The organism is Kocuria sabuli (assembly GCF_040981185.1).
Classification (GTDB): Bacteria; Actinomycetota; Actinomycetes; order Actinomycetales; family Micrococcaceae; genus Kocuria; species Kocuria sabuli.
In genome coordinates, this window is the sequence record NZ_JAVHZE010000014.1 from 50,995 (window position 1) to 74,451 (window position 23,457).

Below are 23,457 nucleotides of genomic sequence, written 5' to 3' on the forward strand. Positions count from 1 at the left end.
CCCGCACCCGACGAGGACCTCATGCCCCGCACGGACGCCCCGACGCCCGAGACCCTGCTGCCCGACGAGCTGCTCACCGCCTTCCGCGAGCGCGCGGCCGGCTACGACCGGGAGAACCGGTTCTTCGACGAGGACCTCGCGGACCTGGTCCGCATCGGCTATCCCCTGATGCTGGTGCCGCGCGAGCACGGGGGTCTCGGGTTCACGCTGCGGCAGGCCGCGGCGGCGCAGCGCCGGCTCGCGGCCGCGGCACCGGCCACGGCCCTGGGCATCAACATGCACCACGTGCTGGTGGGCGTGGCCCACACGCTGCGGCTGCGCGGCGACGGGCGCGCCCGGCGGATCTTCGAGCAGGCCGCGGCCGGGGAGATCTTCGCCTTCGGCATCTCCGAGGCGGGCAACGACGCCGTCCTCTTCGACGCGGTGACCACCGCGGAGGCCGACGGCGACGGGTACCGGGTCACCGGCACCAAGATCTTCACCTCGCTCTCCCCGGTGTGGACCCGGCTGCTCGTCCACGCCCGCGACGACGCGGACCCGCGGACCCCTCTGGTGTTCGGCCTCGTGGCCCGCGACGACGAGGGCATCGAGATCCTCGACGACTGGGACACGCTGGGGATGCGGGCCTCCCAGTCCCGCAGCACGGTCCTGCGCTCGGTGCGGCTGCCGGCCGAGCAGGTGCTCACGCACACCCCGGCGGGACCCAACCCCGACCCGGTGGTGTGGGGCATCTTCGGCTGCTTCGAGCTGCTCCTGGCGGCGGTCTACACCGGCATCGCGGACCGGGCGGTGGAGCTGGCGGCGGAGATCGCCCGGGCCCGCCCGTCGCGGGCCACGGGCACGGTCCACGCCCAGGACCCCGACATCCGCTGGCAGATCGCCGAGGCCGCGCTGCTGCGCGACGGGGTGGAGCTGCAGCTGGACCGGCTGACGGCCGACGTCGACGCCCTCGGCTCGGCCGCCGAGCCCGACCACGGCCCCCGCTGGTTCCTGCTGTTCTCCGGGGTCAAGCACCGGGCCACGGAGACGGCCCGGCAGGTGGTCGACCTCGCGATGCGCACCTCGGGCGGCGCCCACTACTCCCGGGGCCGGGAGCTGGAGCGGCTCTACCGGGACGTCCTCGCCGGGATCTACCACCCCTCCGACAGCGAGTCGGTGCACGCGGCCGTGGCCAAGGCGCTGCTGGGCCCGATCGGCGGCTGAGCCGCGGACCGGGGGTCTCAGGCGGTGCGCTCCACCCGCATCACCCGGCGGCGCAGCCAGTACTTGCGGGTGCCCCCGTAGAGGAGCACGGAGCGGGTCAGCTCCCACTTGCCGTACTCGGCGTGCTCGCTCAGGCGGGCCCGCGCCTCGCTGAGCCGTTCGTGCGGGGCGACGGTCAGCAGGAGGTACTCGTAGCGCTGGTCGGCGCCGCGGCTGAGGGTCGCCGAGCTGGTCCGGACTTGTTCTCTCATCGGTCCCCATTCTGCACGGATAAGCGCTAACGTCTACTCCATGAGCAATGATCCTCGTGCCGCGCTGCAGACTCTCGTGAGTGCCTTCGAAGAACACCTCGCTGCCGCCTCCAACCGCCGCGGCGACGACGACCCGGCGGTCGACGGGGCGTACATCGCCATCGCCGACGCCTTCGACGCCTATGAGGAGGCCCTCTACGAGGCCTACGACGAGGTCACCCCGCTGACGGTGTTCGCCGAGGAGGAGGACGACGACTCCGACGACGAGGACGACGACGACGAGGAGGACGAGGAGCTCCTGGAGGACAACGAGATGCTCGACGAGGACCTCGTCGACGAGGAGGACTACGAGGACCTCGACGGCGCGGACGGGGCCCGCTCGGCCCGCTGAGCCCAGCCGCTCCCGCGCTCGACGGAGGAACGGCCCGCACCGCGGGCCGTTCCTCCGTCCGTCCGGGCCTGTCCCGGCGCTGCCGGGCGGGACGGTGCCGTAGGGTGGCCGGGTGAATTGGATCGAAAGCATCATTCTGGGCCTGGTCCAGGGCCTGACCGAGTTCCTGCCGGTCTCCTCCTCGGCGCACCTGCGGATCGTGGGGGAGTTCCTGCCCAACAGCGCGGACCCGGGGGCGGCGTTCACGGCGATCACGCAGCTGGGCACCGAGACCGCCGTGGTCATCTACTTCTGGCGGGACATCGCCCGGATCCTCCGGCAGTGGAGCCTGTCACTGGTGGGCCGGGTGGAGCGCTCCGACCCCGACGCCCGGATGGGCTGGCTGATCATCCTCGGCTCGCTGCCGATCGGCGTGCTGGGCCTGCTGCTCGAGGACTACATCGACACGGAGTTCCGCTCCCTGTGGATCACCGCCACGATGCTGGTGGTCTTCGGTGTGATCCTGGCCGTGGCCGACCGCGTGGGCCGCCAGGCCCGGCACCTCGACGAGCTCACCGTCAAGCACGGCGTGCTCTTCGGGCTCGCCCAGGCCCTCGCCCTGATCCCCGGTGTCTCCCGCTCCGGCGGCACGATCACCGCTGGCCTGCTGATGGGCTACACCCGCGAGGCCGCTGCCCGCTACGCCTTCCTGCTCGCCATCCCGGCCGTCTTCGCCTCGGGGCTGTACAAGCTCGCGAAGTCGCTGGGGGAGCCCCAGAGCGGGCCCTACGGGACGGCGGAGACGCTCCTGGCCACCGGCATCGCCTTCGTCGTGGCCTACGTGATCATCGGCTGGTTCATGCACTACATCTCCAACCGCAGCTACACCGTGTTCGTGTGGTACCGCATCGCGCTCGGCCTGGCGATCTTCGTGCTGCTGGGCCTGGGCCTGGTCAGCGCCTGAACCCGCGCGGGGGGACCTCGGCCGGTCCGGCAGGTGGTGGGAGGCCCCGTGCCGGTCCGGTAGGTTGTGGGAGGCCCCGTGCCGCTCCGGCCGAGCCCCGACCCGTCCCCGAACTCCTCCGAGGTGAGCATGAAAGCCTGGTCCGCCCGATCCGTCCCCGACCTCCCCGGTGAGGCCCCCCTGCCGGTCGTGCAGGACACCCGGCTGCGGCGTCGGGCGGAGCTGCCGCGGCAGGAGCGTGCCGGCCTCTACGTCTGCGGGATCACCCCGTACGACGCGACCCACATGGGCCACGCCGCCACCTACGTGGCCTTCGACGTGCTGCACCGGGCGTGGCTGGACGCGGGCACGCCGGTGGACTACGTCCAGAACGTCACCGACGTCGACGACCCCCTGCTCGAACGGGCCGAGGCCACCGGAGTGGACTGGCGGGAGCTGGCCGCGGAGCAGACCGAGCTGTTCCGCACCGACATGAGCGCCCTGAACGTCCTCCCGCCCCAGCACTACGTGGGCGCCACCGAGGTCGTCGACCGGATCGTGCCCGCCGTCGAGGGACTCGTGGCCCGCAGCCTGGCCTACCCGGTGCCCGGCCAGGACGGAGAGCCCGACGGCGACGTCTACTTCGACGTGGAGGCCGCCGGGGCGCTGGCTCCCGACGACGAGGACGCCTGGGTGCTCGGCGACGTGTCCCACCTCGGCCCGGAGCAGATGCTGCCGCTGTTCGCCGAGCGCGGCGGGGACCCCGACCGCCCGGGCAAGCGCCACCGGCTGGACCCCCTGCTGTGGCGCGTGCACCGCCCGGGGGAGCCCGCGTGGGCCGGCGCCTCGCTGGGCGAGGGCCGCCCGGGCTGGCACATCGAGTGCTCCCTGATCGCCCTGGAGTACCTGCCCGCGCCCTTCACCGTCCAGGGCGGCGGCTCCGACCTCGTCTTCCCGCACCACGAGATGGGCGCCGGGCACTCCTGGGCGCTGACCGGGCGGCCGATGGCCGAGCACTTCCTGCACACCGGCATGGTGGGCCTGGACGGCGAGAAGATGTCCAAGTCCAGGGGCAACCTCGTGCTCGTCTCCACGCTGCGCGCCGAGGGCGTGGACCCGGCGGTGATCCGCACCGCGATCCTCGCCCACCGCTACTCAGACGACTGGTTCTGGACCGACCTCGTGCTGGCCGGCGCCGTCGTCCGCGTGGACGCCTGGCGCCGGGCCCTGGCCGCGGCCCCCGAGGGCAGCGCGGCTCCCCTGCTGGAGGCCGTGCGCACCGCCCTGGCCGACGACCTCGACAGCCCGGCGGCGCTGGCGGCCCTGGACGACTGGGCCGCCGGCGCCCTGACCGGGGGGCCCGCGGAGTGCTCCGCGCCCGACGCCCAACTGGTGCGCGACCTCGTGGAGGCCCGCTTGGGCGTGGTGCTCTGAGCCCTCCCGCCCGGGCCCCTCGGCGGGCCCGGGCGGGACTCACTTCTCGTCGCGGCGCCGGCGCAGGTAGCGCTCGAACTCCTTGGCGATCGCGTCCCCGGTGGCCTCGGGCAGGTCCGTGGTGTCCTTGGCCTCCTCCAGCTGCTGGACGTAGGCGGCGATCTCGGGGTCGTCCGAGGCCAGCTCGTTGACCCCCCGCTCCCACGCCTCGGCGTCCTCGGCGATGACGTCCAGTGGCAGCGTGACGTTGAGCAGCTCCTCGATCTCCCGCAGCAGCGCCAGCTCGGCCTTCGGGGACGGGGACTGCGCGACGTAGTGCGGCACGGCCGCCCACAGGCTGACCGTGGGGAAGCCGCCGAGGGCGGCCATGTGGGACACGACCCCCACGATGCCGGTGGGGCCCTCGTACTGGGAGGGGTCCACGCCCAGCTCCTCCTGCAGCTCCGCGGTGTCCGAGGTCTTGGTCACCGGGATCGGCCGGGTGTGCGGCACGTCGGCCAGCAGCGCCCCGACCATCACCACGAAGTCCACGTCGAGCAGGGTCGCCTGGGCCAGCAGCTCCGCGGTGAAGGAGCGCCACCGGTAGGACGGCTCCCACCCGTGCAGCAGGACGAGGTCGAGGTTGGTGCCCGGGACCGTGGCCGTGGCCAGCCGGGTGGTGGGCCACACGATCTTCACCTCGCCGGAGGCGGCACGGCGCACGATCGGGCGGGAGAACTGGTAGTCGTAGTAGTCGTCCGAGGTGACCTCGAAGACGTCCTTGGCACCGTAGTGCTCTGCCAGGAACTGCACGGCGTCCGTGGCCGCGTCCCCGGCGTCGTTCCACCCCTCGAAGGCGGCCACCAGCACGGTCACCCGCTCCTGGTCGCCGCTCTCACGGACCACGCCGAACGGGCCGGCCTGGGGACGGGGGAACGTCTCGTCGAAATTGCTCACGCTCCCACCCTACGCGCAGGCGCATCCACGGCAAGGCCCCGGCGGGAGGGGCTCCGTGTTCCGGGAACTACGATGGAGGCCATGCCGAGCCAGCCGACCACGCCCCCCGACGACCTCCTGCCCACCGCCGTGCTCTTCGACATGGACGGCACCCTCGTGGACACGGAGCCGTACTGGGTGGAGGCCGAGATCGAGCTGGTCCGCTCCCACGGGGGGACCTGGTCCGAGGCGGACTCCCTGGCCATGGTCGGCACCGGCCTCGAGGACGCCGCGGCGGTGTTCCAGCGCGCGGGCGTGGACCTCGGGATCCGCGAGATCGTCGAGCACCTGCTCGGCCGGGTCGTGGCCCGCACCCGGGAGCGCACCGTCCGCCGGGACGGGGCGCGGGAGCTCGTCGCCGCCCTGCGCGAGCGCGGCGTGCCCCTGGCCCTGGTCACGAGCAGCGAGGCGCCCCTGGCCGAGGTCGTCGTCGAGGCCTTCGGCGGGCCCGGGACCTTCGACGTCGTCGTGACCGGTGACCTCGGTCACCCCGCCAAGCCGGCCCCCGACCCCTACCTCCTGGGCGCCGCCCGCCTGGCCGAGCGCACCGGGCGCCCGCTGGGGACCGCGGGCATGGTCGCGGTCGAGGACTCCCGCACGGGCATCGCCTCCGCGACCGCCGCGGGGATCTTCACCGTGGGGGTGCCCAACATGGTCCCGCTCCACGACGCCGGGGCGGACGCGGTGCTGCCTACGCTGGCCGGCCTGGGCCCCGAGGACCTCGGGCGCCTCGTGGCCGGGGTCCGCGCGTGAGCGGCGCCCGCGCCGCCGGGGTGCCCCTGGGCCGGATCGGCGGGGTGCCGGTGACCCTGTCCTGGTCGTGGTTCGTGATCGCCGCGGTCACGGTGCTCCTCTACACCCCCGTGCTCATGCAGGCCTACCCCCGGCTGGGCGCGCTCAACTACGCCGCGTCCCTCGGCTTCGCCCTCACCCTCGCCCTGTCCGTGCTGCTGCACGAGCTGGCCCACGCCTGGACCGGGCGGGCCTTCGGCTGGCCCCCGGGCCGGATCGTGCTGAGCCTCCTGGGCGGTCACACCCACTTCGGGGACGTGCGCAGCACCCCGCTGGCCTCCGCCGTCGTCTCCCTGGCCGGCCCCGCCGTCAACCTGGCCCTCGGCCTGGCCGGCTGGACGCTGCTGCGCACCGCGGAGCCCACCCCGACCCTGGGCTGGGTGCTGCTCGACCTCACCACCTGGGCCAACCTCATCGTCGGCCTGTTCAACGTGCTGCCCGGCCTGCCCCTGGACGGCGGCCGGGTCGTCGAGTCCGTCGTGTGGGCGCTCACCGGCCGGGAGCACCGCGGCACCGTGGTGGCCGCCTGGGCCGGGCGCGTCCTCGCCGTGGCCCTGCTGGCCGGGACCGCGGCCACGGGGCTGTGGCGCCAGGCCGTAGCCCTCGTGCTGGTCGTCCTGATCGCCGCCTTCATGTGGCAGGGCGCCGGCGCCTCCCTGCGCTCGGCCCGGGTGCTCTCCCGGCTCCACGGCGTGCGCGCCGCCGCGCTCGCCGAACCCGCCCTCACGGTGCCCGACGACGCCACCCTGGCCCACACCGACCGGCTGGTCACCACCCACCTCGGCGCCCGGGCGCCCGGCACGGGCGCCGCCGTCCCGCACGTGGTGGCCGTGGACCCCGGCGGCCGGCCCGTGGGACTGCTCGTGCCCGCCGCCGCCAACGCCGTGCCCGGCGACCGGCGCTCGCAGACACTGCTCGCGGCCGTGCTGGAGCACCTGCCCGAGGACGCCGTGCTGGACGGGGACTTGGAGGGGGAGGCGCTGCTGCGCGTGCTCGCCCGCACGGACCACCCCCGCTACGTGGTCACCGGCCCCGGCGGCGCGCCCGCGGGGGTGCTGCGCAGCGCGGCGCTCGAGCGCCTGCTGACCGGCTGAGCCGGCGGAGCCCGCACCGGCGGCGACACCCCGCGCCACGGTGACACAATGGGGGAGGACCCACGGTCCCGCCGGTCCGCCCGGCGCCCCCGCACGACCGAGCCCCAGAACGCCCTCCCGTGAAAGTGAGCCGATGACCGGAACCGCTGACCAGACCGCCACCCCCTCGCCCGCCGCACCGCGGGGCGCCGTCAACCGGCGCGGCCCCTTCCGGGCAGGGGAGCGCGTGCAGCTCACCGACGAGCGCGGGCGGATGAACACGGTCACGCTCGCGGCCGGCGGCGAGTTCCACTCCCACCGCGGCGTGCTCGGCCACGGCGAGCTCATCGGCCGCCCGGAGGGCACCGTGGTGGAGAACTCGGCCGGGTTCCGCTACCAGGCCCTGCGCCCGCTGCTGAAGGACTTCGTGCTCTCCATGCCGCGCGGCGCCGCGGTGGTCTACCCCAAGGACGCCGGCCAGATCGTCACGATGGCCGACATCTTCCCCGGGGCCCGCGTGGTCGAGGCCGGCGTCGGCTCCGGCGCCCTGTCCATCTCCCTGCTGCGCGCGGTCGGCGACGAGGGCCACCTGCACTCCTTCGAGCGGCGCGCCGAGTTCGCCGACATCGCCCGCGGCAACGTGGAGACGATGTTCGGCGGGCCCCACCCCGCCTGGCGGATCACCATCGGCGACCTCGCCCAGGAGCTGGGCCAGTACGAGCAGCCCGGGTCCGTGGACCGCGTGGTCCTGGACATGCTCGCGCCCTGGGAGTGCCTGGACGCCGTGGCCACGGCCCTGGCCCCCGGCGGCGTGGTGATGTGCTACGTCGCCACCGTCACCCAGCTCTCCCGAACCGCCGAGGCGATGCGCGCCGACGGGCGCTACACCGAGCCGGACGCCTCCGAGACGATGGTGCGCGGATGGCACGTCGAGGGCCTGGCCGTGCGCCCGGACCACCGGATGGTCGCGCACACCGGGTTCCTGCTCTCCGCCCGGCGCCTCGCCGACGGCTCGGAACGGCTGGCCCCCAAGCGCCGGGCCTCCAAGTCCGAGTACAGCCAGGAGGACCTCGACGCCTGGACCCCCGTGGCCCTCGGCGAGCGCGACGTCTCCGACAAGAAGCTGCGCCGCGCCGGGCGGGAGGCCCTCGGCCTGGCCGAGCGCGCCGCCCGCGCCACCGGACCCGGGAGCACCGCCCCCGGGTCCGCGGGCGCCGGGACCACGGATGCCGGGACCGCGGACGCCGCCGCGGGGGAGGACCAGGAGGACCGTCCGTGAACGAGACCCCTCAGCCGGCCGCGCCCGCCGACGCCGAGCAGGCGCGCCGCGCCCTGGTCACCGCCCAGCGGCAGGTCAACGTCCTCCGGGACCAGAAGCGCGCCCTCGACAAGCAGCTGGCCGCCGCCGGGACGCAGAACCAGAAGCTCGTGCGCCTGCTCGACGCCACCCGCACCGAGATCGGCCAGCTCAAGCGCGCCCTGGAGAACGACCTCGTCCCGCCGCTGAGCCAGGGCACCGTCGTGCAGGTCAACCCCGGCCACGCGCCCGTGGGCGAGCAGACCGGCAGCGGCCCCGCCGTCACCGAGCGGACCCTGGACGTCCTCGTCGCCGGCCGGCGCATGCGGGTGGCGCTGAGCCCCCTCGTGAGCTTCGCCGCGTGCGAGCCGGGCCGCCAGGTGCTGCTCGACCAGAACTACACCGTCGGGGCCGTCCTGGACTACGAGCAGACGGGGGAGATCGCCACCGTCAAGGAGATCGTCGACCACGACCGCGTCCTCACCGTGGGCCGCTCCGACGAGGAGCGGGTCCTGCTGCTCTCCGGGCTGCTGCGCCGCCGGCGCCCCGAGATCGGCGACGCCGTGTCCATCGACCACCGCACCGGCTTCGCCCTCGAGCCCATCGAGCGCACCGACGTCGAGCAGCTGGTGCTCGAGGAGGTCCCGGCGGTCTCCTACGACGACATCGGCGGTCTCGGCCCCCAGATCGAGCAGATCCGTGACGCCGTGGAGCTGCCCTTCGTGCACCCCGAGCTCTACCGCGAGCACGGCCTCACCCCGCCCAAGGGCATCCTGCTCTACGGCCCGCCCGGCAACGGCAAGACCCTCATCGCCAAGGCCGTCGCCCGCTCCCTCGCCGAGCGCGCCGCCGACCGCGCCGGGCGCGGGACGGCCCTGGGCTACTTCCTCAACATCAAGGGCCCCGAGCTGCTGGACAAGTACGTGGGGGAGACCGAGCGCCAGATCCGCTCCATCTTCCTGCGCGCCCGCGAGCAGGCCGCGAGGGGCATCCCCGTGGTCGTGTTCTTCGACGAGATGGACTCCCTGTTCCGCACCCGCGGCTCCGGGCTGTCCTCCGACGTGGAGACCACCATCGTCCCGCAGCTGCTCACCGAGATCGACGGCGTGGAGCGCCTCGACAACGTCATCGTCATCGGCGCCACCAACCGCGAGGACATGATCGACCCCGCCGTGCTGCGGCCGGGCCGGCTGGACGTGAAGATCCGCATCGACCGCCCGGACGCCGAGGGCGCCGCCGAGATCCTCCGGCTCTACGTCACCGAGGACCTGCCCCTGCGCCAGGACGAGGTCGAGTCCGCCGGCAGCCGCGCCGGCGCGGTCGCCGCCCTCGTCGACGCCGCGGTCGCCCGGATGTACGAGAAGAGCCCCGGCACCCGGTTCCTGCACCTGAGCTACCGCGACGGCACCGAGGAGACCCTCTACTTCAGCGACTTCACCTCGGGGGCCGTGATCCGCAACGTCGTGGACCGGGCCAAGAAGCAGGCCATCAAGGACCTGCTCACCACCGGCGTGCGCGGGCTCTCCCGCGCGCACCTGGTCCGCGCCGTGGACGAGGAGTTCCACGAGCAGCAGGACCTGCCCAACACCGCCAACCCGGAGGACTGGGCCCGGATCTCCGGGCGCCGCGGGGACACCATCACGGACCTGCGCGTGGTCCTGCACCGCGACCCGCACCCCGCCGGACCCGCCGCACCGCCCGCGGCACCCGGGGAGGCCCCCGCATGACCGTCCGCCGCGTCATGGGCGCCGAGACCGAGTACGGCGTGCTCGCCGCCGGCAACCCGCACGCCAACGCGACCGTGCTCTCCACCCAGGTGGTCACCACCTACGCCGCCCTGGTCCGGCGCCGCCTCGGGGCAGGGCGCACCGCCGCCGGCTGGGACTACCACGGCGAGAGCCCGCTCGAGGACGCCCGCGGCTTCACCGTGCCCCGCGAGCAGGCCGACCCCGCCCAGCTCACCGACGTGGCCCCCGTGCTCACCGCCGAGGAGGTCGCCGCCGAGGCGCTGCGCGAGTCCGGGCTCTGGGCCGAGTCCGTGGACCGGCACCAGGTCGTGATGAACACCGTCCTGCCCAACGGCGCCCGCCTCTACGTGGACCACTCCCACCCCGAGTACTCCTCCCCGGAGGTCACCACCCCCCGCGACGCCGTGCTGTGGGACGCGGCCGGGGACCGTGTCGTCCTCGACGCCGTGCGCGCCGTCGCGGCCGGCGCCGTGAGCACCGGCCTCGACGTCGTGAACCTCTACAAGAACAACACCGACAACAAGTCCGTCTCCTACGGCGCCCACGAGAACTACCTCGTGCCCCGCTCCGTGCCCTTCGACCGGCTCGCCGCCGCCCTGCTGCCCTTCTTCGCCTCCCGCCAGGTGATGTGCGGGGCCGGCCGCGTGGGCCTGGGTCCGCGGGGGGAGCGCCCCGGCTTCCAGATCAGCCAGCGCGCCGACTTCTTCGAGCGCGAGGTCGGCCTGGAGACCACCGTCCACCGCCCCGTCGTCAACACCCGCGACGAACCCCACGCCGAGCGCACCCGGCACCGGCGCCTGCACGTGATCATCGGCGACGCCAACCTCTCCCACACCGCCGGGCTGCTCAAGTTCGGCACCACCTCCCTCGTCCTCGGCCTGATCGAGGCCGGCGCCGCTCCCGACGTCGCACTCGCCGACCCGGTGGCCGCCCTGCGGACGATCAGCCACGACCCGTCGCTGGGCGCCACCGTCCCGCTCCGGGACGGCCGGGAGCTCACCGGGATCCAGCTGCAGCGGCTCTACCTCGAGGCCGCCCGCGCCCACGAGGAGGCGGCCGGCGGCCCGGACCCGCAGACCCGGGAGGTGCTCGAGCTGTGGGAGGAGGTCCTCGACGCGCTCGAGACGGACCTCCTGTCCCTGGCGGACCGGCTGGACTGGGTCGCCAAGTACGCCCTGCTGCGGGGCTACCGCGAGCGCGACGGACTCGCCTGGGACGACCCCCGCCTGACGCTGATCGACCTGCAGTACGCCGACGTGCGCCCCGAGAAGGGGCTCTACCACCGGCTCGTCGCGGGCGGGCGGATGCGCACGCTCTTCGGTCCCGAGGAGGTCGAGCGGGCGGCGGGCCTGCCGCCCGCCGACACCCGCGCCTGGTTCCGGGGCCGGCTGGTCTCCCGCTTCCCCGACGACGTCCTCACCGCCAACTGGGACTCGGTCTCGCTCACGCTGCCCGGGGTCCGCCGCGGCGCGCGGATCGCGATGCCCGAGCCCCTGGAGCTCACCCGCGCCGACGTCGGCCCCCTGGTCTCGTCCGCGGTCGACGCCGAGCACCTCGTCCGCGCCCTCGCCGACGCCCGCCCCGCCCTCGTGCACACCGGCTCCCTCGACTGAGCACACCGACCCACCACCCACCACCAGGAGGATCCCTCATGGCCCAGGAACGCATCTTCGGCACCGGCGCGCAGCGCCGCGAGGAGACCGAGCTGCCCGAGCCCGGTGCTCCCGCGCCCACCAGCCCCTCCGGCCAGGCGCAGACCAGCACCGGCAGCGCCGACGACCTGCTGGCCGAGATCGACGGCGTCCTCGAGGCCAACGCCGAGGAGTTCGTGAAGGGCTTCGTCCAGAAGGGCGGCCAGTAGTCCCCATGGACCGCAGGATCTACGGCGTCGAGACCGAGTTCGGGATCACCCACAGCGCCCCGGGGGCGCGGCCGCTCAGCCCCGAGGAGGCCGCCCGGACGCTCTTCCGGCCCGTGGTGGCCTGGGGCCGGTCCTCGAACGTGTTCCTGCCCAACGGGGGCCGCCTCTACCTGGACGTCGGCTCGCACCCCGAGTACGCGACCGCCGAGTGCGCGAGCCTCGAGGACCTCGTCGCCCAGGACAAGGCCGGCGAGCTGCTGGTCGACGACCTGCGCCGGCAGGCCCAGGACGCGCTGGCGGCGGAGGGGGTGCCCGGGCAGCTCTACCTGTTCAAGAACAACGTCGACTCCCGCGGCAACTCCTTCGGCTCCCACGAGAACTACCTCATCGCCCGGCGCACCGAGTTCGCCCGCCTCGTCCAGATCCTCATCCCGTTCCTGGTCACCCGCCAGCTGCTCGTGGGCGCCGGCAAGGTCCACCCCACCGGCCCCGAGGACTTCGGGGCCGTGCGGGTGGGCGACGAGCCCGGCGCGCCCAGCTACTCCTTCTCCCAGCGCGCCGACCACATCTGGGAGGGCTCCTCCTCCGCGACGACCCGCTCCCGGCCCCTCATCAACACCCGGGACGAGCCGCACGCCGACGCCGAGCACTACCGCCGGCTGCACGTGATCGTCGGGGACTCCACCATGTCCCAGACCACCACCGCGCTGCGGGTGGGGACCACCGACCTGATCCTGCGGATGATCGAGGCCGGCCGGATCCTGCCGGACCGCACCATGGCGGACCCGGTGCGCTCCCTGCGGGAGGTCTCCCACGACCTCACCGGCACGCAGCCGGTCCTGCTCGCCGACGGCACCCGCCGCTCGGCCCTGGACCTGCAGCGCGAGCACCTCGAGGCCGTGCACGCGTTCGTCGACCGGGGGGGCGCCCACCACGACCGCGTGCCGTGGGTGCTGGAGCTGTGGGAGCGGACGCTGGACGCCGTGGCGACCCAGGACACCTCGGCGATCGACACCGAGATCGACTGGGCCATCAAGAAGAAGCTCCTCGACGGCTACGCCGCCCGCGACGGCCTCGACCTCTCCTCGCCCCGCATGGCGCAGCTGGACCTCGCCTACCACGACACCGCCCCCGAGCGGGGCCTGTTCAACCTGCTGCAGCGGCGGGGCCGGGCCGCGACCTTCGTGCCGGACGCGCGGGTCGAGGAGGCGGCGCGGACACCGCCCGCCACCCGCGCCGCCGTCCGCGGCCGGTTCATCGACGCGGTGGTGGCCTCCGGGCACCAGTACACGGTCGACTGGGTGCACCTGAAGGTCAACGACGGCACCCAGCGCACCGTGCTGTGCAAGGACCCGTTCGCCGACCGGCACCCCGAGGCCGACGCCCTGGCGGCCGGCCTGCGCGCCGCCGCGCCGGGCGGCGCGGCGGGGGCGGCCCACGGGGACGCCCCCGTGATCTGAGCCGGGCGCGCTGTCCAGTCAACATCCAGCGCCCTGCACTAGGCTGGGCGCGGTCCCGGCCCTGCCGCCCGACTCCGCCGACCCCCACCAGCCCGACCCCTGAGGAAGAAACCTGTGCGAAAGACCCTGACCACCTCCGGTGCCGCCCTGTCCCTGATGCTCGTGCTCACGGGCTGCTCCGGGCCGGGCGTCGACTCCGTCGAGCTCAGCAACGACCCGACACCGGGCACCGCGCCCTCGGTCACGTTCGAGACCCCGCTCAACGCCGAGGAGGCCGGGGCCAAGGTGCTGCGCGAGGGCGAGGGCGAGGAGATCGCGGAGGGGGACACCATCCTCCTGCAGGCGGCGCTCTTCAAGGGCTCGGACGGCACCTCGATCGGCGAGACTTACACGCAGGGCGCCGGCCAGGTGCTCACCCTCGAGGACGGCCTCCAGGAGACCATCCCGGAGATGTACGACGTCCTGGTGGGCGCGAAGGAGGGCGCGATCGTCGCCTACTCCTCCCCGAAGACCTCAGGGGCAGCCGGTGACGACTCGACCTCCGTGGAGGTCTACGAGGTCGTGCGGAAGATCCCCACCGAGATCGAGGGCGAGATGCAGGACGGCCCCAAGGGCCTGCCCGAGGTCACGGAGAACGACGAGGGCGCGCCCGCCGTGGCGAAGCCGGAGGGCAAGGCCCCGGGAAAGCTCGTCTCCGAGTACCTCATCGAGGGCGACGGCGAGGAGGTCGGCGAGAGCGACACCGTCATCGCCCACTACGTGGGCGTGACGTGGTCCGACGGCGAGACCTTCGACTCCTCCTACGAGAAGGGCGCGCCCGCGTCCTTCCCCCTCGACAACGTCATCGAGGGCTGGCAGAAGGGCCTGGCGGGCAAGAAGGCCGGCTCCCGGGTGATCCTCTCCGTGCCCTCCGAGCAGGCCTACGGCACGGAGAAGGACCTGGGGGAGGACTCGCAGTACCCCGCCGGGAGCCTGCTCTTCGTCGTCGACATCCTGGCGGCCGTGGACACCCCCGAGGCGGAGCCCTCCGCGTCGCCCTCGGCCTCCGCGACCGAGGCGGAGCCCTCCGCCTCGCCGTCGGCGACCGGGGAGTAGTCCCCGGTCGGCTATGGTGGCCCGGTGGGGCCGCAGGCCCCCGGGGCCCGCGGCCCCACCGTCCCCCGACGGCCACCCGTCGACGACCCGACGAACAGGAGCACTCATGTCCTTCGGAGAGCGCAAGCTCGACCGCACCAAGCCCGAGATCGACTTCCCCGAGGGGGAGGCCCCGACCGAGCTCGTCATCACCGACCTCGTCGAGGGCACCGGCGCCGAGGCGACCCCCGGCAAGCAGATCTCCTGCCACTACGTCGGCGTGACGTTCTCCGCCGGCGAGGAGTTCGACGCCTCCTGGAACCGCGGCCAGCCGCTGGACTTCACCGTGGGCATCGGCCAGGTCATCGAGGGCTGGGACCAGGGCCTGCTGGGCATGAAGGTCGGCGGCCGGCGCCGTCTGGAGATCCCCTCCGCCATGGCCTACGGCTCCCGTGGCGCGGGCGGAGTGATCGGCCCGGACGAGGCCCTCATCTTCGTGGTGGACCTCCTGGACGTGCGCTGAGGACCCAGCGGATGGCAGCCCGGTCGACGGAACGGCTTCTCAACCTGCTCATCGCCCTGGTCTCCCGGGAGCGCGGGTACACCCGCGCCGAGCTGCGGGAGGCCGTTCCGTCGTACGCGGAGTCCGCCTCGGACGAGGCCTTCGAGCGGATGTTCGAGCGCGACAAGGCGGAGCTGCGCGACCTCGGCTACCCCATCGAGGAGGTCTCCGAGGACCCCCTCTTCCCGGACGACACGCACGGGCACCGCTACCGGATCCCGCGCGGCTCCTTCACGCTGCCGCCGCTGCAGTTCACCGCGGAGGAGTCGGCCGTGCTCGCCCTCGCGGCCAACGCGTGGACGGACGCCTCCCTGGGCGAGCTCGCCCGCCGCGCCCTGCGCAAGCTCGAGCCGGCCATCGGGGGCCTGCCCGACGACGACGCCCCGCCCCTGCTGCAGCCCACCCTCACCGCGCACGAGCCGTCCTTCGAGCCGCTGCTCTCGGCGGTGGTGCGCCACCGCGAGGTCCGCTTCGACTACCTGGCGCGCAGCACGGACCAGCTCACGACCCGCCGCCTGCGGCCGTGGGGGATCGGCTCCCGCTACGGCAACTGGTACGTGGTCGGCTGGGACCTCGACCGCAAGGACTCCCGTACGTTCCGGCTGTCCCGGATCATGTCCGACGTCTCGGTGACGCGCAAGGAGTTCACGCCGCCCGAGGGCTTCTCCATGAACGAGGCGCTGTCCCAGATGGTCTCCCACGCCCCCGCGCGCTCCGTGGAGGTCCTCGCCCGTCCCGGGCACGCCCTGATGCTGCGCCGGATGGCCTCCCGGCAGGAGCCCGCCGCGGGCGCCGGCGGGTGGGACCGGCTGCACATCCCCTTCGCGGAGACCGAGATCCTCGCGGAGGAGATCGCCGCGGCCGGGCCCGGCGTCGTCGTTCCCCTCGGCGGGGACGGGACGGCGCCCACCATGCAGGCCGAGGTCCGGGCCGCCGTGGTGCGCCGGCTCCGGAACGCCGCCACGTCCGTGGCCGCGTTCCGCGGCGTGCCGGTCGACTGGAGCGTGAAGTCCCGCAAGGGCACCCGCAACAAGCTCTCCACGGCGGACCACCTCTCCCGGCTGCTCGAGATCGTCCGCTGGGTCTACGCCCACCAGGGCGCCGAGCTGGAGGAGACCGCCCGCCGCTTCGGGATCACCGACCAGGAGCTGATCGCGGACCTCAACACCCTGTTCGTGTGCGGCAAGCCCGGGCACATGCCCGACCAGCTGATCGACGCGTCCTGGGACGACGGCCACGTCTACCTCTCCAACGCGGACGAGCTCTCCGACCCCGTGCGGCTCACCCAGCCGGAGGCCTCCGCCCTGCTCGTGGGCCTGCAGACCCTGCGCACCGTGCCCGGCGGGGACTCCGAGGCCGTGGCCTCGGCGATCGGCAAGGTCGCCGGCGCGGCCGGGGACGCCGGGGTGCTCGCCAACGCGGTGGGCGCCCGGCCCATCACGGACACCCCCGCCCCGGCCCTCGCGGACGTCATGGCCTCCGTGCGCCGGGCCGTCGGGGAGCGGCGCCGGATCCGGATCCGCTACGTGGTCCCGTCCCGGGACGAGCTCACCGAGCGCGTGGTCGATCCCGTCCAGGTGTTCTCCTCCAACACCCACTGGTACGTGCGCGCGTGGTGCCTGGGCTCCGAGGGGATGCGCAACTTCCGGCTCGACCGGCTCTCCGCCGTCGAGGACGCCGGCCCGGCGGGGGAGCGGCCCGCCGCCCAGGAGGCCGCCGCCGCGGCACCGCCCGCCCCGGGCACCCCGGACACCGTGGAGGTCGTGCTCGTGACCGACCGGCGCAGCCGGTGGATCGCGGACCAGTACCACGCGACCCGCACGGCCGTGGTGCGCCGGCCCGGTGGGGCGCGCACCGGGGCAGCCGCGGACCACGAGGCCGCGCTCATCGGCTTCCAGACGGTCGAGGCGGCGTGCGCGCTCGTCACGCGCTACGGCGGCCAGCTCGCGGTCGCCGGACCCGACGACGTGGTGGCGCAGGTGGAACTCTGGGTGAACTCTGCGCTGGACGCGTACGCGGCGTCCGAGCGCGGCTGATCCGCCCGCCTATACTGGAGGACATGCTCTGGTGGTCCTGGGTCCTGCTGTGGACGGTCCTCGTCCTGCTCGGCGCCGCGTTCCTCGGGCTGATGCTGTGGCGACTGGTGAAGAACTTCCTCGTCCTCCTCCGGGAGACCGAGACGGTGGCCGGTGAGTTCGCCCAGCGCTGGGACGACGCGGCCTCCGGGGTGCAGCGTCCCGTCCGGGCCGCACCGGAACCGGCCCTGTTCACCCCGGTGGGGCAGGCACTGGCCGACTACCGGTTCGGCCGCGACCAACGAGAAACCGCCCGTCTGACACGCCGCATCGAGCGCAAGGACCGCATGGGCCAGCCGCAGCGGATCAGCGACATCCGCCGGGCTGAACGGAAAGGAATGTTCAATGGGTAGGCTCTTCGACAGCCCCTTCATGATCCTGATCATCCTGCTGGTGATCCTGCTGCTCTTCGGCGCCCCCAAGCTCCCGGGCATGGCCCGCAGTCTCGGACAGTCGCTGCGCATCTTCAAGTCCGAGGTGAAGGAGATGAAGAAGGACGACCAGCCCGACGGCTCCGGCGTCGTCATCGACGGCCGGCCCGTGCAGGACGGCCAGGACGTCACCCCGGAACCGCGTCCCGGCACTCCCGGCACGGGGACGCCGCCCCACCCGGACCGGCGTCCCGGCCACCCCCCGGCCTGATCGCACGCACCGCGCCCGAGCGGCCCGCCCGCCCCGGCGGGGCGGGCGGGCCGCTCGTCCGGTCCCCCGCCCGGCCCCGACGTCCCGAAGGTCCTCATGTCCTCGCAGTCCCCCCGCGCCCCGAAGCCGCGCCGGTCCTCGCGCAAGGCCAACCCGCAGGCGCAGATGGCCCTGGCGGAGCACCTGCGGGAGCTGCGCAACCGGCTGGTCAAGGCCGCCGTGGCCACGGTGCTCGGCATGGTGGCGGGCTTCTTCCTCTACGAGCCCTTCATGGCCTACATCACCGAGCCCCTGCAGCGGCTGGCCGAGGCGGAGGGGAGCGAGGCCTCCATCAACTACTCCGCGGTGGGGTCCTCCTTCAACATCATGGTGGAGGTCTCCCTGGTGCTCGGCCTGGTGCTGGCCAGTCCCGTGTGGCTCTACCAGCTCTGGGCCTTCGTGACCCCGGCGCTGCACCGGACGGAGCGGCGCTACGCGGTCGGGTTCCTGGCCGCCGCGGTGCCGCTGTTCGTCGGCGGCACCGCCGTGGCGGTGCTCACCCTGCCCACGGCCGTCTACGCCCTGACCGCCTTCACACCGGTCGGCGGCACCAACTTCATCTCCGCGGACGTGTACCTGCGGTTCTTCCTCCAGCTCATCCTCACCTTCGGCATCGCCTTCGTGCTGCCCGTCTTCCTCGTGGGCCTGAACATGCTCGGCGTGCTCTCGGGCCGGACGGTGCTCAAGAGCTGGCGGATCGTGGTGGTCCTCGTGATGGTGGTCTCGGCCATGGCGGCTCCCGGCCCGGACCCGATGACCATGTTCTACCTCGCGGTGCCGTTGCTGACCCTGTTCTTCGTCGCGGTCGGGCTGTGCCTGCTCCTGGACCGGCGGCGGGCCCGCCGGGAGGCTCGCCGCGCCTCCGCGACGGGGGCCACGGCCGGTGCCGCGACCTCCGCGGACGAGCTCGGACGCCTGGGCCGCGACCCCGGGGCCGGGCCCGGCGCCTGACCCGATCGGCCCGCCGCGAACGGCGGGACCCCGCGCCCGTCCGCGTCCCCCGCGCGCAGTAGGGTGGGAACATGTCCTCCTACGCCGACCGATACCTGGCCGCCAAGCAGCGGGCCGCCGACGCGAGGACCGAGCTGGCGGTGTTCCAGCAGCGGCTCGAGTTCTCGATGGACGAGTTCCAGGTGGCCGCGTGCCGGTCCCTCGAGGAGGGCCGCGGGGCGCTGGTGGCGGCGCCCACGGGCGCCGGCAAGACCGTGGTGGGCGAGTTCGCCGTCCACCTCGCCCTGGCCCGGGGCCAGAAGGCCTTCTACACCACGCCGATCAAGGCGCTGAGCAACCAGAAGTTCCACGAGTTCTCCCGCGCCTTCGGCGCCGAGCGGGTCGGCCTGCTCACCGGCGACACGTCCGTGAACTCCGAGGCCGACGTCGTGGTGATGACCACCGAGGTCCTCCGGAACATGCTGTACGCCGACTCGCCCACCCTGCGCAACCTCGGCTTCGTCGTCATGGACGAGGTGCACTACCTCGCCGACCGCTTCCGCGGCGCGGTGTGGGAAGAGGTCATCATCCACCTGCCGGACAGCGTCCAGCTGGTGTCCCTGTCCGCGACCGTCTCCAACGCGGAGGAGTTCGGCGCGTGGCTGGACACGGTCCGCGGGGACACCGACGTCGTCGTCTCCGAGCACCGCCCCGTCCCGCTGTGGCAGCACGTGCAGGTGGGCGGCCGCCTGCTGGACCTGTTCGTGGACGACACCACCGTGGAGGAGGCGGCCGAGCGGATCGGGGAGCCCGGCCGCGACGAGCCGGAGGTCAATCCCGAGCTGCTCCACCTCGCCCGCGCCGAGCACCCCCGCGGCGGCCGCCGCGGCGGCCGCGGCCCCGGCGGCCGCTCCCGGGACCGGTTCTCCCGCCGCAACGGCGGCGAGGGCTTCCGGCCCGATCCCGAGACCCGCCGGGTCTCCCGGCCGCAGCTGATCCGCCGGCTCGACGCCGAGGGCCTGCTGCCGGTCATCACGTTCATCTTCTCCCGGGCCGGGTGCGACGGCGCCGTCCAGCAGTGCGTGGCCGCGGACATCCGGCTGACCACCGAGCAGGAGCAGCAGACCATCCGGGCGCGCGTCGCCGAGACCGCGGCCTCCCTCGAGGCGGCCGACCTCAACATCCTCGGCTTCTACGAGTGGCGCGACGGGCTGCTGCGCGGCGTGGCCGCCCACCACGCCGGGATGCTGCCGGCCTTCAAGGAGCTCGTGGAGCAGCTGTTCGCGGACGGGTACGTCAAGGCCGTCTTCGCCACGGAGACCCTGGCGCTGGGGATCAACATGCCCGCCCGCTCCGTGGTGCTCGAGAAGCTCGACAAGTTCAACGGCGAGTCCCGGGTGGACATCACGCCGGGGGAGTACACCCAGCTGACCGGCCGCGCCGGGCGGCGGGGGATCGACGTCGAGGGCCACGCGGTGGTGCTGTGGCAGCCCGGCATGGACCCGCGGGCCGTCGCCGGCCTCGCCTCGAAGCGCACGTACCCGCTGAACTCCAGCTTCCGGCCCACGTACAACATGTCCGTGAACCTGGTGGCGCAGTTCGGCGCCCGCCGCTCCCGGAAGATCCTGGAGTCCTCCTTCGCGCAGTTCCAGGCGGACCGCTCCGTGGTGGGCCTGGCCCGCCGCGTCCGCTCCCAGGAGGAGTCCCTGAAGGGCTACGAGGAGGCCATGACCTGCCACCTCGGGGACTTCACCGAGTACGCCGCCCTGCGCCGGGAGCTCAAGAACCTCGAGCGCGCCGCGGAGCGCTCCGACTCCCGCCGGCGCCGCTCGGACGCCGTCGCGTCCCTGCACGACCTGCTGCCCGGGGACGTCGTGGAGATCCCCCGCGGGCGCAACGCCGGCTACGCCGTGGTGCTGAGCACGGACCCCAACCGGGACGACCCGCGTCCGTCCATCCTGACCCTGGACCACCAGCTGCGCCGGGTGGGGGCGCAGGACCTGGACGGGCCGCTCGAGCCGGTCTCCCGGATCCGGATCCCCAAGCACTTCACGGGCAGGACGCCCAAGGAGCGCCGGGACCTCGCCTCCTCCGTGCGCAGCGCCCTGCACGAGCACCGGCCCCCGCGGGGCGGCGGCCGGGGGCACACCGTCCGGTTCGACCGCGGGGCCGGCGCGGCCGAGCAGCGCATCACCGAGGTCCGCAAGAGCCTGCGCGCCCACCCCTGCCACGGGTGCTCCGACCGCGAGAACCACGCCCGCTGGGCCGAGCGCTGGTGGACCCTGCGCCGGGACACCGACGGGCTGCTGCGCCAGATCGAGGGCCGCACCAACACGATCGCCAGGACCTTCGACCGCGTCTCCCAGGTGCTGGACTCCTTCGGCTACCTCGAGTCCCTGCCGGACGGGGAGGTCCGGCCCACGCACGCCGGGCAGCAGCTGCGCCGCATCTACGGGGACCGGGACCTGCTCCTGGCGCTGAGCCTGCGGGACGGTTTCCTGGACGGACTCGACCCCGCCGCCACCGCGGGACTGGTGACCCTGCTCGTGTACCAGGCCAAGCGCGAGGAGCAGGGCATCCAGCCCGTGCTGCCCTCCGCGGCCATGGACCGGGCCGCGCAGAAGGTGGTGCGCAACTGGTCCGTGCTCACCGACCGCGAGCAGGAGCACCACCTCCCGCCCACGGCGGAGCCCGAGTTCGGCCTGGTGGAGCCCATGTACCTGTGGGCGCGCGGTGCCACCCTGAGCACCGCCCTGTCCGGCACCGAGCTCGCCGCCGGGGACTTCGTGCGCTGGACCAAACAGGTGGTCGACATGCTCGACCAGCTCGCCTCCATCGACCTCCTCGGCCCCGAGCTGCGCAGCCAGTGCCAGCGCGCCATCGCGCTGATCCGCCGCGGCGTCGTCGCCCACTCCGCCTTCGAGGACTGAGCCCGCCCCGGCCCCGTCCCGCCCCACGTGCCCCGCGCACGTCCGTCCCGAACAGGAGACCCGTGAGTCCCACCGCTCCCGCGCGCCGTCCGGTCCTGTACCGCAACGGCTCCGTCTACAGCCCCGCCGACCCCTTCGCCACCGCCGTGCTCGTGGACGGCTCGCGCGTCGCCTGGGTGGGCTCGGAGGAGGCCGCCCGGTCCCTGCAGGACTCCTCCATGGACGTCGTGGACCTCGACGGCCGGCTGCTGGCTCCCGGGTTCGTGGACTCGCACGTGCACCTGACCGAGACGGCCCTGGCCCTGTCCACCCTCGACCTCGCGACCGCCGGCTCCCTGGCGCAGGTGCTCGACGCCGTGGCCGGCGCCGCGCGCACCGGCACCGGCGTGGTCCTCGGCTCCGGCTGGGACGAGTCCGTGTGGCCGGAGCGGCGGGCGCCCACCGCCGAGGAGCTCGACCGGGCCGCCGGCGGGCGCGAGGTCTACCTGACCCGCATCGACGTGCACTCCGGGGTCGTCTCCTCGTCCCTCGCGCGCCGGCTCGGCCTCCCCTCCGTCGAGGGGTGGCTGGGCGACGGCCGCGTCGAGCACCGCGCGCACGACCGGGTGCGGGCCGCCGCGCTCGACTTCGACGCCGGCCGCCGCGCCGAGCTGCACCGGCTCGGCCTGCGCCACGCCGCGTCCCGGGGCTATGTGGCCCTCGCCGAGGCCAACGCCGAGCAGGTGGCCCCGTTCGACGACCTCGTCCGCCTCGTGGCCCTCGCCAACCACGGGGTCGGCGCCGAGGGGCCCACCCCCCGGGTGCTGCCCTACCGCGGTGAGCTCGTGCGCACGGCCGAGCAGGCGCGGGCCGTCGTCGAGCGCTTCGACGCCGCGCTGGCGGACCTCCTCGGCCGCCGCCCGGGACGGGACGAGTCGCTCGTGGGCCTGGCCGGGGACCTCTGCGTCGACGGCGCCCTGGGCTCCCGCACGGCCGCCCTGCGGGCGCCCTACGCCGACGACCCGGCCGGCACGGGGGACCTGTACCTCGACGCGGACACCGTCGCGGCCCACCTCGCCGCGACCACGGAGGCGGGGCTGCAGGGCGGGTTCCACGTCATCGGGGACGCCGGGATGGACACCGTCCTGGAGGGGCTCGACCGTGCCGCGCAGCGCGTGGGCGAGCGGGCCCTGCAGGGCGCCGGCCACCGCCTCGAGCACGCCGAGATGATCGACCCGGAGGGCATCGAACGGCTGGCCCGGCACGCCGTGACCGTCTCGGTCCAACCCGGCTTCGACGCCGCGTGGGGCGGGCCAGGCGGACTGTACGAGCAGCGCCTCGGCGCCGAGCGGGCGGCGGCGATGAACCCGCTGGCCGCCTTCTACCGCGCCGGGGTGCCCGTGGCCCTCGGCAGCGACGCCCCCGTGGTGCCCCTGTCCCCGTGGGAGTCCGTCCGGGCGTGCCTCGAGCACCACGACCCGGACCAGCGGATCTCCGCGCGCGCCGCCTTCCTCGCCTCCACCCGCGGGGCGTGGCGGGCCGCCCGGCACCCGGACCCGATGCAGGGCCAGCTCGCCCCCGGCACACCGGCGACCTTCGCCGTGTGGGACGTGGAGTCGCTCATGGTGCAGCAGGCCGAGGGGACGGGGTCCTCCTGGAGCACCGATCCGCGGGCCCGCACCCCGCTGCTGCCCGCGCTCGACGGCACGGAGCTGCCCGTGTGCCGGCAGACCGTGCTCGACGGCGTCGAGCTGTTCCGCTCCGACGGATTCTGAGCACCGCGGCGCCGCCCGAGGACGTGCCGGCCGATCTTGGTCGA

At 74.2% G+C, this 23,457-nt stretch carries 21 protein-coding genes; 19 read left to right on the forward strand and 2 right to left on the reverse strand.

Annotation, left to right across the window (positions count from 1 at the left end):
* The first annotated feature begins 21 nt into the window (after positions 1–21).
* Complete coding sequence (locus RE027_RS13335; RefSeq protein ID WP_368808763.1) at positions 22–1,203, forward strand: acyl-CoA dehydrogenase family protein; 1,182 nt, start codon at positions 22–24, stop codon at positions 1,201–1,203.
* A gap of 17 nt (positions 1,204–1,220) precedes the next feature.
* Here RE027_RS13335 and RE027_RS13340 read toward each other — a convergent pair whose 3' ends face one another.
* The gene (locus RE027_RS13340) at positions 1,221–1,454 is read right to left on the reverse strand and encodes a DUF5703 family protein (protein WP_368808764.1); all 234 of its coding nucleotides are present in this window, start codon (positions 1,452–1,454) and stop codon (positions 1,221–1,223) included.
* A gap of 40 nt (positions 1,455–1,494) precedes the next feature.
* On the opposite strand from RE027_RS13340, the gene RE027_RS13345 reads away from it, so the two are divergent.
* From RE027_RS13345 to mshC, 3 genes are all read left to right on the forward strand, one after another.
* Complete coding sequence (locus RE027_RS13345; protein WP_368808765.1) at positions 1,495–1,845, forward strand: primosomal protein; 351 nt, start codon at positions 1,495–1,497, stop codon at positions 1,843–1,845.
* A gap of 112 nt (positions 1,846–1,957) precedes the next feature.
* Positions 1,958–2,788 (forward strand): undecaprenyl-diphosphate phosphatase, encoded by an 831-nt coding sequence (locus RE027_RS13350; RefSeq protein ID WP_368808766.1) that lies wholly within the window; start codon positions 1,958–1,960, stop codon positions 2,786–2,788.
* Between the two features lie 129 nt (positions 2,789–2,917).
* Positions 2,918–4,201, forward strand: a complete 1,284-nt coding sequence (mshC, locus tag RE027_RS13355) for a cysteine--1-D-myo-inosityl 2-amino-2-deoxy-alpha-D-glucopyranoside ligase (protein ID WP_368808767.1) — start codon at positions 2,918–2,920, stop codon at positions 4,199–4,201.
* Between the two features lie 39 nt (positions 4,202–4,240).
* On the opposite strand, the gene RE027_RS13360 is transcribed toward mshC, so the two are convergent.
* Entirely contained in the window at positions 4,241–5,137 is an 897-nt protein-coding gene (locus RE027_RS13360; RefSeq protein ID WP_387921112.1) for a PAC2 family protein, read from the reverse strand.
* A gap of 81 nt (positions 5,138–5,218) precedes the next feature.
* Here RE027_RS13360 and RE027_RS13365 point away from each other — a divergent pair, with 81 nt between their 5' ends.
* The 15 genes from RE027_RS13365 to RE027_RS13435 all read left to right on the forward strand — a co-directional run bounded on the left by RE027_RS13365 (position 5,219) and on the right by RE027_RS13435 (position 23,413).
* Positions 5,219–5,929 (forward strand): HAD family hydrolase, encoded by a 711-nt coding sequence (locus tag RE027_RS13365; protein ID WP_368808768.1) that lies wholly within the window; start codon positions 5,219–5,221, stop codon positions 5,927–5,929.
* Positions 5,926–7,062 carry a site-2 protease family protein gene (locus RE027_RS13370; RefSeq protein WP_368808769.1) on the forward strand — a complete coding sequence of 379 codons (1,137 nt, stop codon included), beginning with the start codon at positions 5,926–5,928 and terminating at the stop codon, positions 7,060–7,062. The genes RE027_RS13365 and RE027_RS13370 overlap by 4 nt, the downstream gene beginning before the upstream one ends.
* 133 nt (positions 7,063–7,195) lie before the next feature.
* Positions 7,196–8,320, forward strand: coding sequence for a tRNA (adenine-N1)-methyltransferase (locus RE027_RS13375; RefSeq protein ID WP_368808770.1), 1,125 nt, complete (start codon positions 7,196–7,198; stop codon positions 8,318–8,320).
* Positions 8,317–10,065, forward strand: a complete 1,749-nt coding sequence (arc, locus tag RE027_RS13380) for a proteasome ATPase (protein WP_438612437.1) — start codon at positions 8,317–8,319, stop codon at positions 10,063–10,065. The genes RE027_RS13375 and arc overlap by 4 nt, the downstream gene beginning before the upstream one ends.
* Positions 10,062–11,699 carry a depupylase/deamidase Dop gene (dop, locus tag RE027_RS13385; protein WP_368808771.1) on the forward strand — a complete coding sequence of 546 codons (1,638 nt, stop codon included), beginning with the start codon at positions 10,062–10,064 and terminating at the stop codon, positions 11,697–11,699. Before arc ends, dop begins: the two co-directional genes overlap by 4 nt.
* A 38-nt stretch (positions 11,700–11,737) precedes the next feature.
* Complete coding sequence (locus RE027_RS13390; RefSeq protein ID WP_368808772.1) at positions 11,738–11,947, forward strand: ubiquitin-like protein Pup; 210 nt, start codon at positions 11,738–11,740, stop codon at positions 11,945–11,947.
* Between the two features lie 5 nt (positions 11,948–11,952).
* Complete coding sequence (gene pafA / locus RE027_RS13395; protein ID WP_368808773.1) at positions 11,953–13,407, forward strand: Pup--protein ligase; 1,455 nt, start codon at positions 11,953–11,955, stop codon at positions 13,405–13,407.
* 114 nt (positions 13,408–13,521) lie between these two features.
* A complete protein-coding gene (locus RE027_RS13400; RefSeq protein WP_368808774.1) occupies positions 13,522–14,502 on the forward strand; it encodes an FKBP-type peptidyl-prolyl cis-trans isomerase in 981 nt (326 codons plus the stop codon).
* A gap of 106 nt (positions 14,503–14,608) precedes the next feature.
* The gene (locus RE027_RS13405; protein ID WP_368808775.1) at positions 14,609–15,004 is read left to right on the forward strand and encodes an FKBP-type peptidyl-prolyl cis-trans isomerase; all 396 of its coding nucleotides are present in this window, start codon (positions 14,609–14,611) and stop codon (positions 15,002–15,004) included.
* An 11-nt stretch (positions 15,005–15,015) separates the two neighbouring features.
* Positions 15,016–17,079 carry a WYL domain-containing transcriptional regulator gene (locus RE027_RS13410; RefSeq protein WP_368808776.1) on the forward strand — a complete coding sequence of 688 codons (2,064 nt, stop codon included), beginning with the start codon at positions 15,016–15,018 and terminating at the stop codon, positions 17,077–17,079.
* A gap of 23 nt (positions 17,080–17,102) precedes the next feature.
* Positions 17,103–17,471, forward strand: a complete 369-nt coding sequence (locus RE027_RS13415) for a hypothetical protein (RefSeq protein WP_368808777.1) — start codon at positions 17,103–17,105, stop codon at positions 17,469–17,471.
* Positions 17,464–17,760 carry a Sec-independent protein translocase subunit TatA gene (tatA, locus tag RE027_RS13420; RefSeq protein WP_368808778.1) on the forward strand — a complete coding sequence of 99 codons (297 nt, stop codon included), beginning with the start codon at positions 17,464–17,466 and terminating at the stop codon, positions 17,758–17,760. The genes RE027_RS13415 and tatA overlap by 8 nt, the downstream gene beginning before the upstream one ends.
* A 96-nt stretch (positions 17,761–17,856) precedes the next feature.
* Positions 17,857–18,750, forward strand: coding sequence for a twin-arginine translocase subunit TatC (gene tatC / locus RE027_RS13425; RefSeq protein WP_368808779.1), 894 nt, complete (start codon positions 17,857–17,859; stop codon positions 18,748–18,750).
* A 71-nt stretch (positions 18,751–18,821) separates the two neighbouring features.
* Entirely contained in the window at positions 18,822–21,659 is a 2,838-nt protein-coding gene (locus RE027_RS13430) for a DEAD/DEAH box helicase (RefSeq protein ID WP_368808780.1), read from the forward strand.
* Positions 21,660–21,721: 62 nt separating this feature from the next.
* Positions 21,722–23,413 (forward strand): amidohydrolase, encoded by a 1,692-nt coding sequence (locus RE027_RS13435; RefSeq protein ID WP_368808781.1) that lies wholly within the window; start codon positions 21,722–21,724, stop codon positions 23,411–23,413.
* The last annotated feature ends 44 nt before the right edge of the window (positions 23,414–23,457 follow it).

Bases quoted from the DNA above. Each gene is read 5' to 3' on its own strand.
- RE027_RS13335 (WP_368808763.1), top strand. From the start codon at position 22: ATGCCCCGCACGGACGCCCCGACGCCCGAGACCCTGCTGCCCGACGAG.
- RE027_RS13340 (WP_368808764.1), bottom strand. From the start codon at position 1,454: ATGAGAGAACAAGTCCGGACCAGCTCGGCGACCCTCAGCCGCGGCGCC.
- RE027_RS13345 (WP_368808765.1), top strand. From the start codon at position 1,495: ATGAGCAATGATCCTCGTGCCGCGCTGCAGACTCTCGTGAGTGCCTTC.
- mshC (WP_368808767.1), top strand. From the start codon at position 2,918: ATGAAAGCCTGGTCCGCCCGATCCGTCCCCGACCTCCCCGGTGAGGCC.
- RE027_RS13365 (WP_368808768.1), top strand. From the start codon at position 5,219: ATGCCGAGCCAGCCGACCACGCCCCCCGACGACCTCCTGCCCACCGCC.
- RE027_RS13375 (WP_368808770.1), top strand. From the start codon at position 7,196: ATGACCGGAACCGCTGACCAGACCGCCACCCCCTCGCCCGCCGCACCG.
- dop (WP_368808771.1), top strand. From the start codon at position 10,062: ATGACCGTCCGCCGCGTCATGGGCGCCGAGACCGAGTACGGCGTGCTC.
- RE027_RS13390 (WP_368808772.1), top strand. From the start codon at position 11,738: ATGGCCCAGGAACGCATCTTCGGCACCGGCGCGCAGCGCCGCGAGGAG.
- pafA (WP_368808773.1), top strand. From the start codon at position 11,953: ATGGACCGCAGGATCTACGGCGTCGAGACCGAGTTCGGGATCACCCAC.
- RE027_RS13405 (WP_368808775.1), top strand. From the start codon at position 14,609: ATGTCCTTCGGAGAGCGCAAGCTCGACCGCACCAAGCCCGAGATCGAC.
- RE027_RS13410 (WP_368808776.1), top strand. From the start codon at position 15,016: ATGGCAGCCCGGTCGACGGAACGGCTTCTCAACCTGCTCATCGCCCTG.
- RE027_RS13415 (WP_368808777.1), top strand. From the start codon at position 17,103: ATGCTCTGGTGGTCCTGGGTCCTGCTGTGGACGGTCCTCGTCCTGCTC.
- tatA (WP_368808778.1), top strand. From the start codon at position 17,464: ATGGGTAGGCTCTTCGACAGCCCCTTCATGATCCTGATCATCCTGCTG.
- tatC (WP_368808779.1), top strand. From the start codon at position 17,857: ATGTCCTCGCAGTCCCCCCGCGCCCCGAAGCCGCGCCGGTCCTCGCGC.
- RE027_RS13430 (WP_368808780.1), top strand. From the start codon at position 18,822: ATGTCCTCCTACGCCGACCGATACCTGGCCGCCAAGCAGCGGGCCGCC.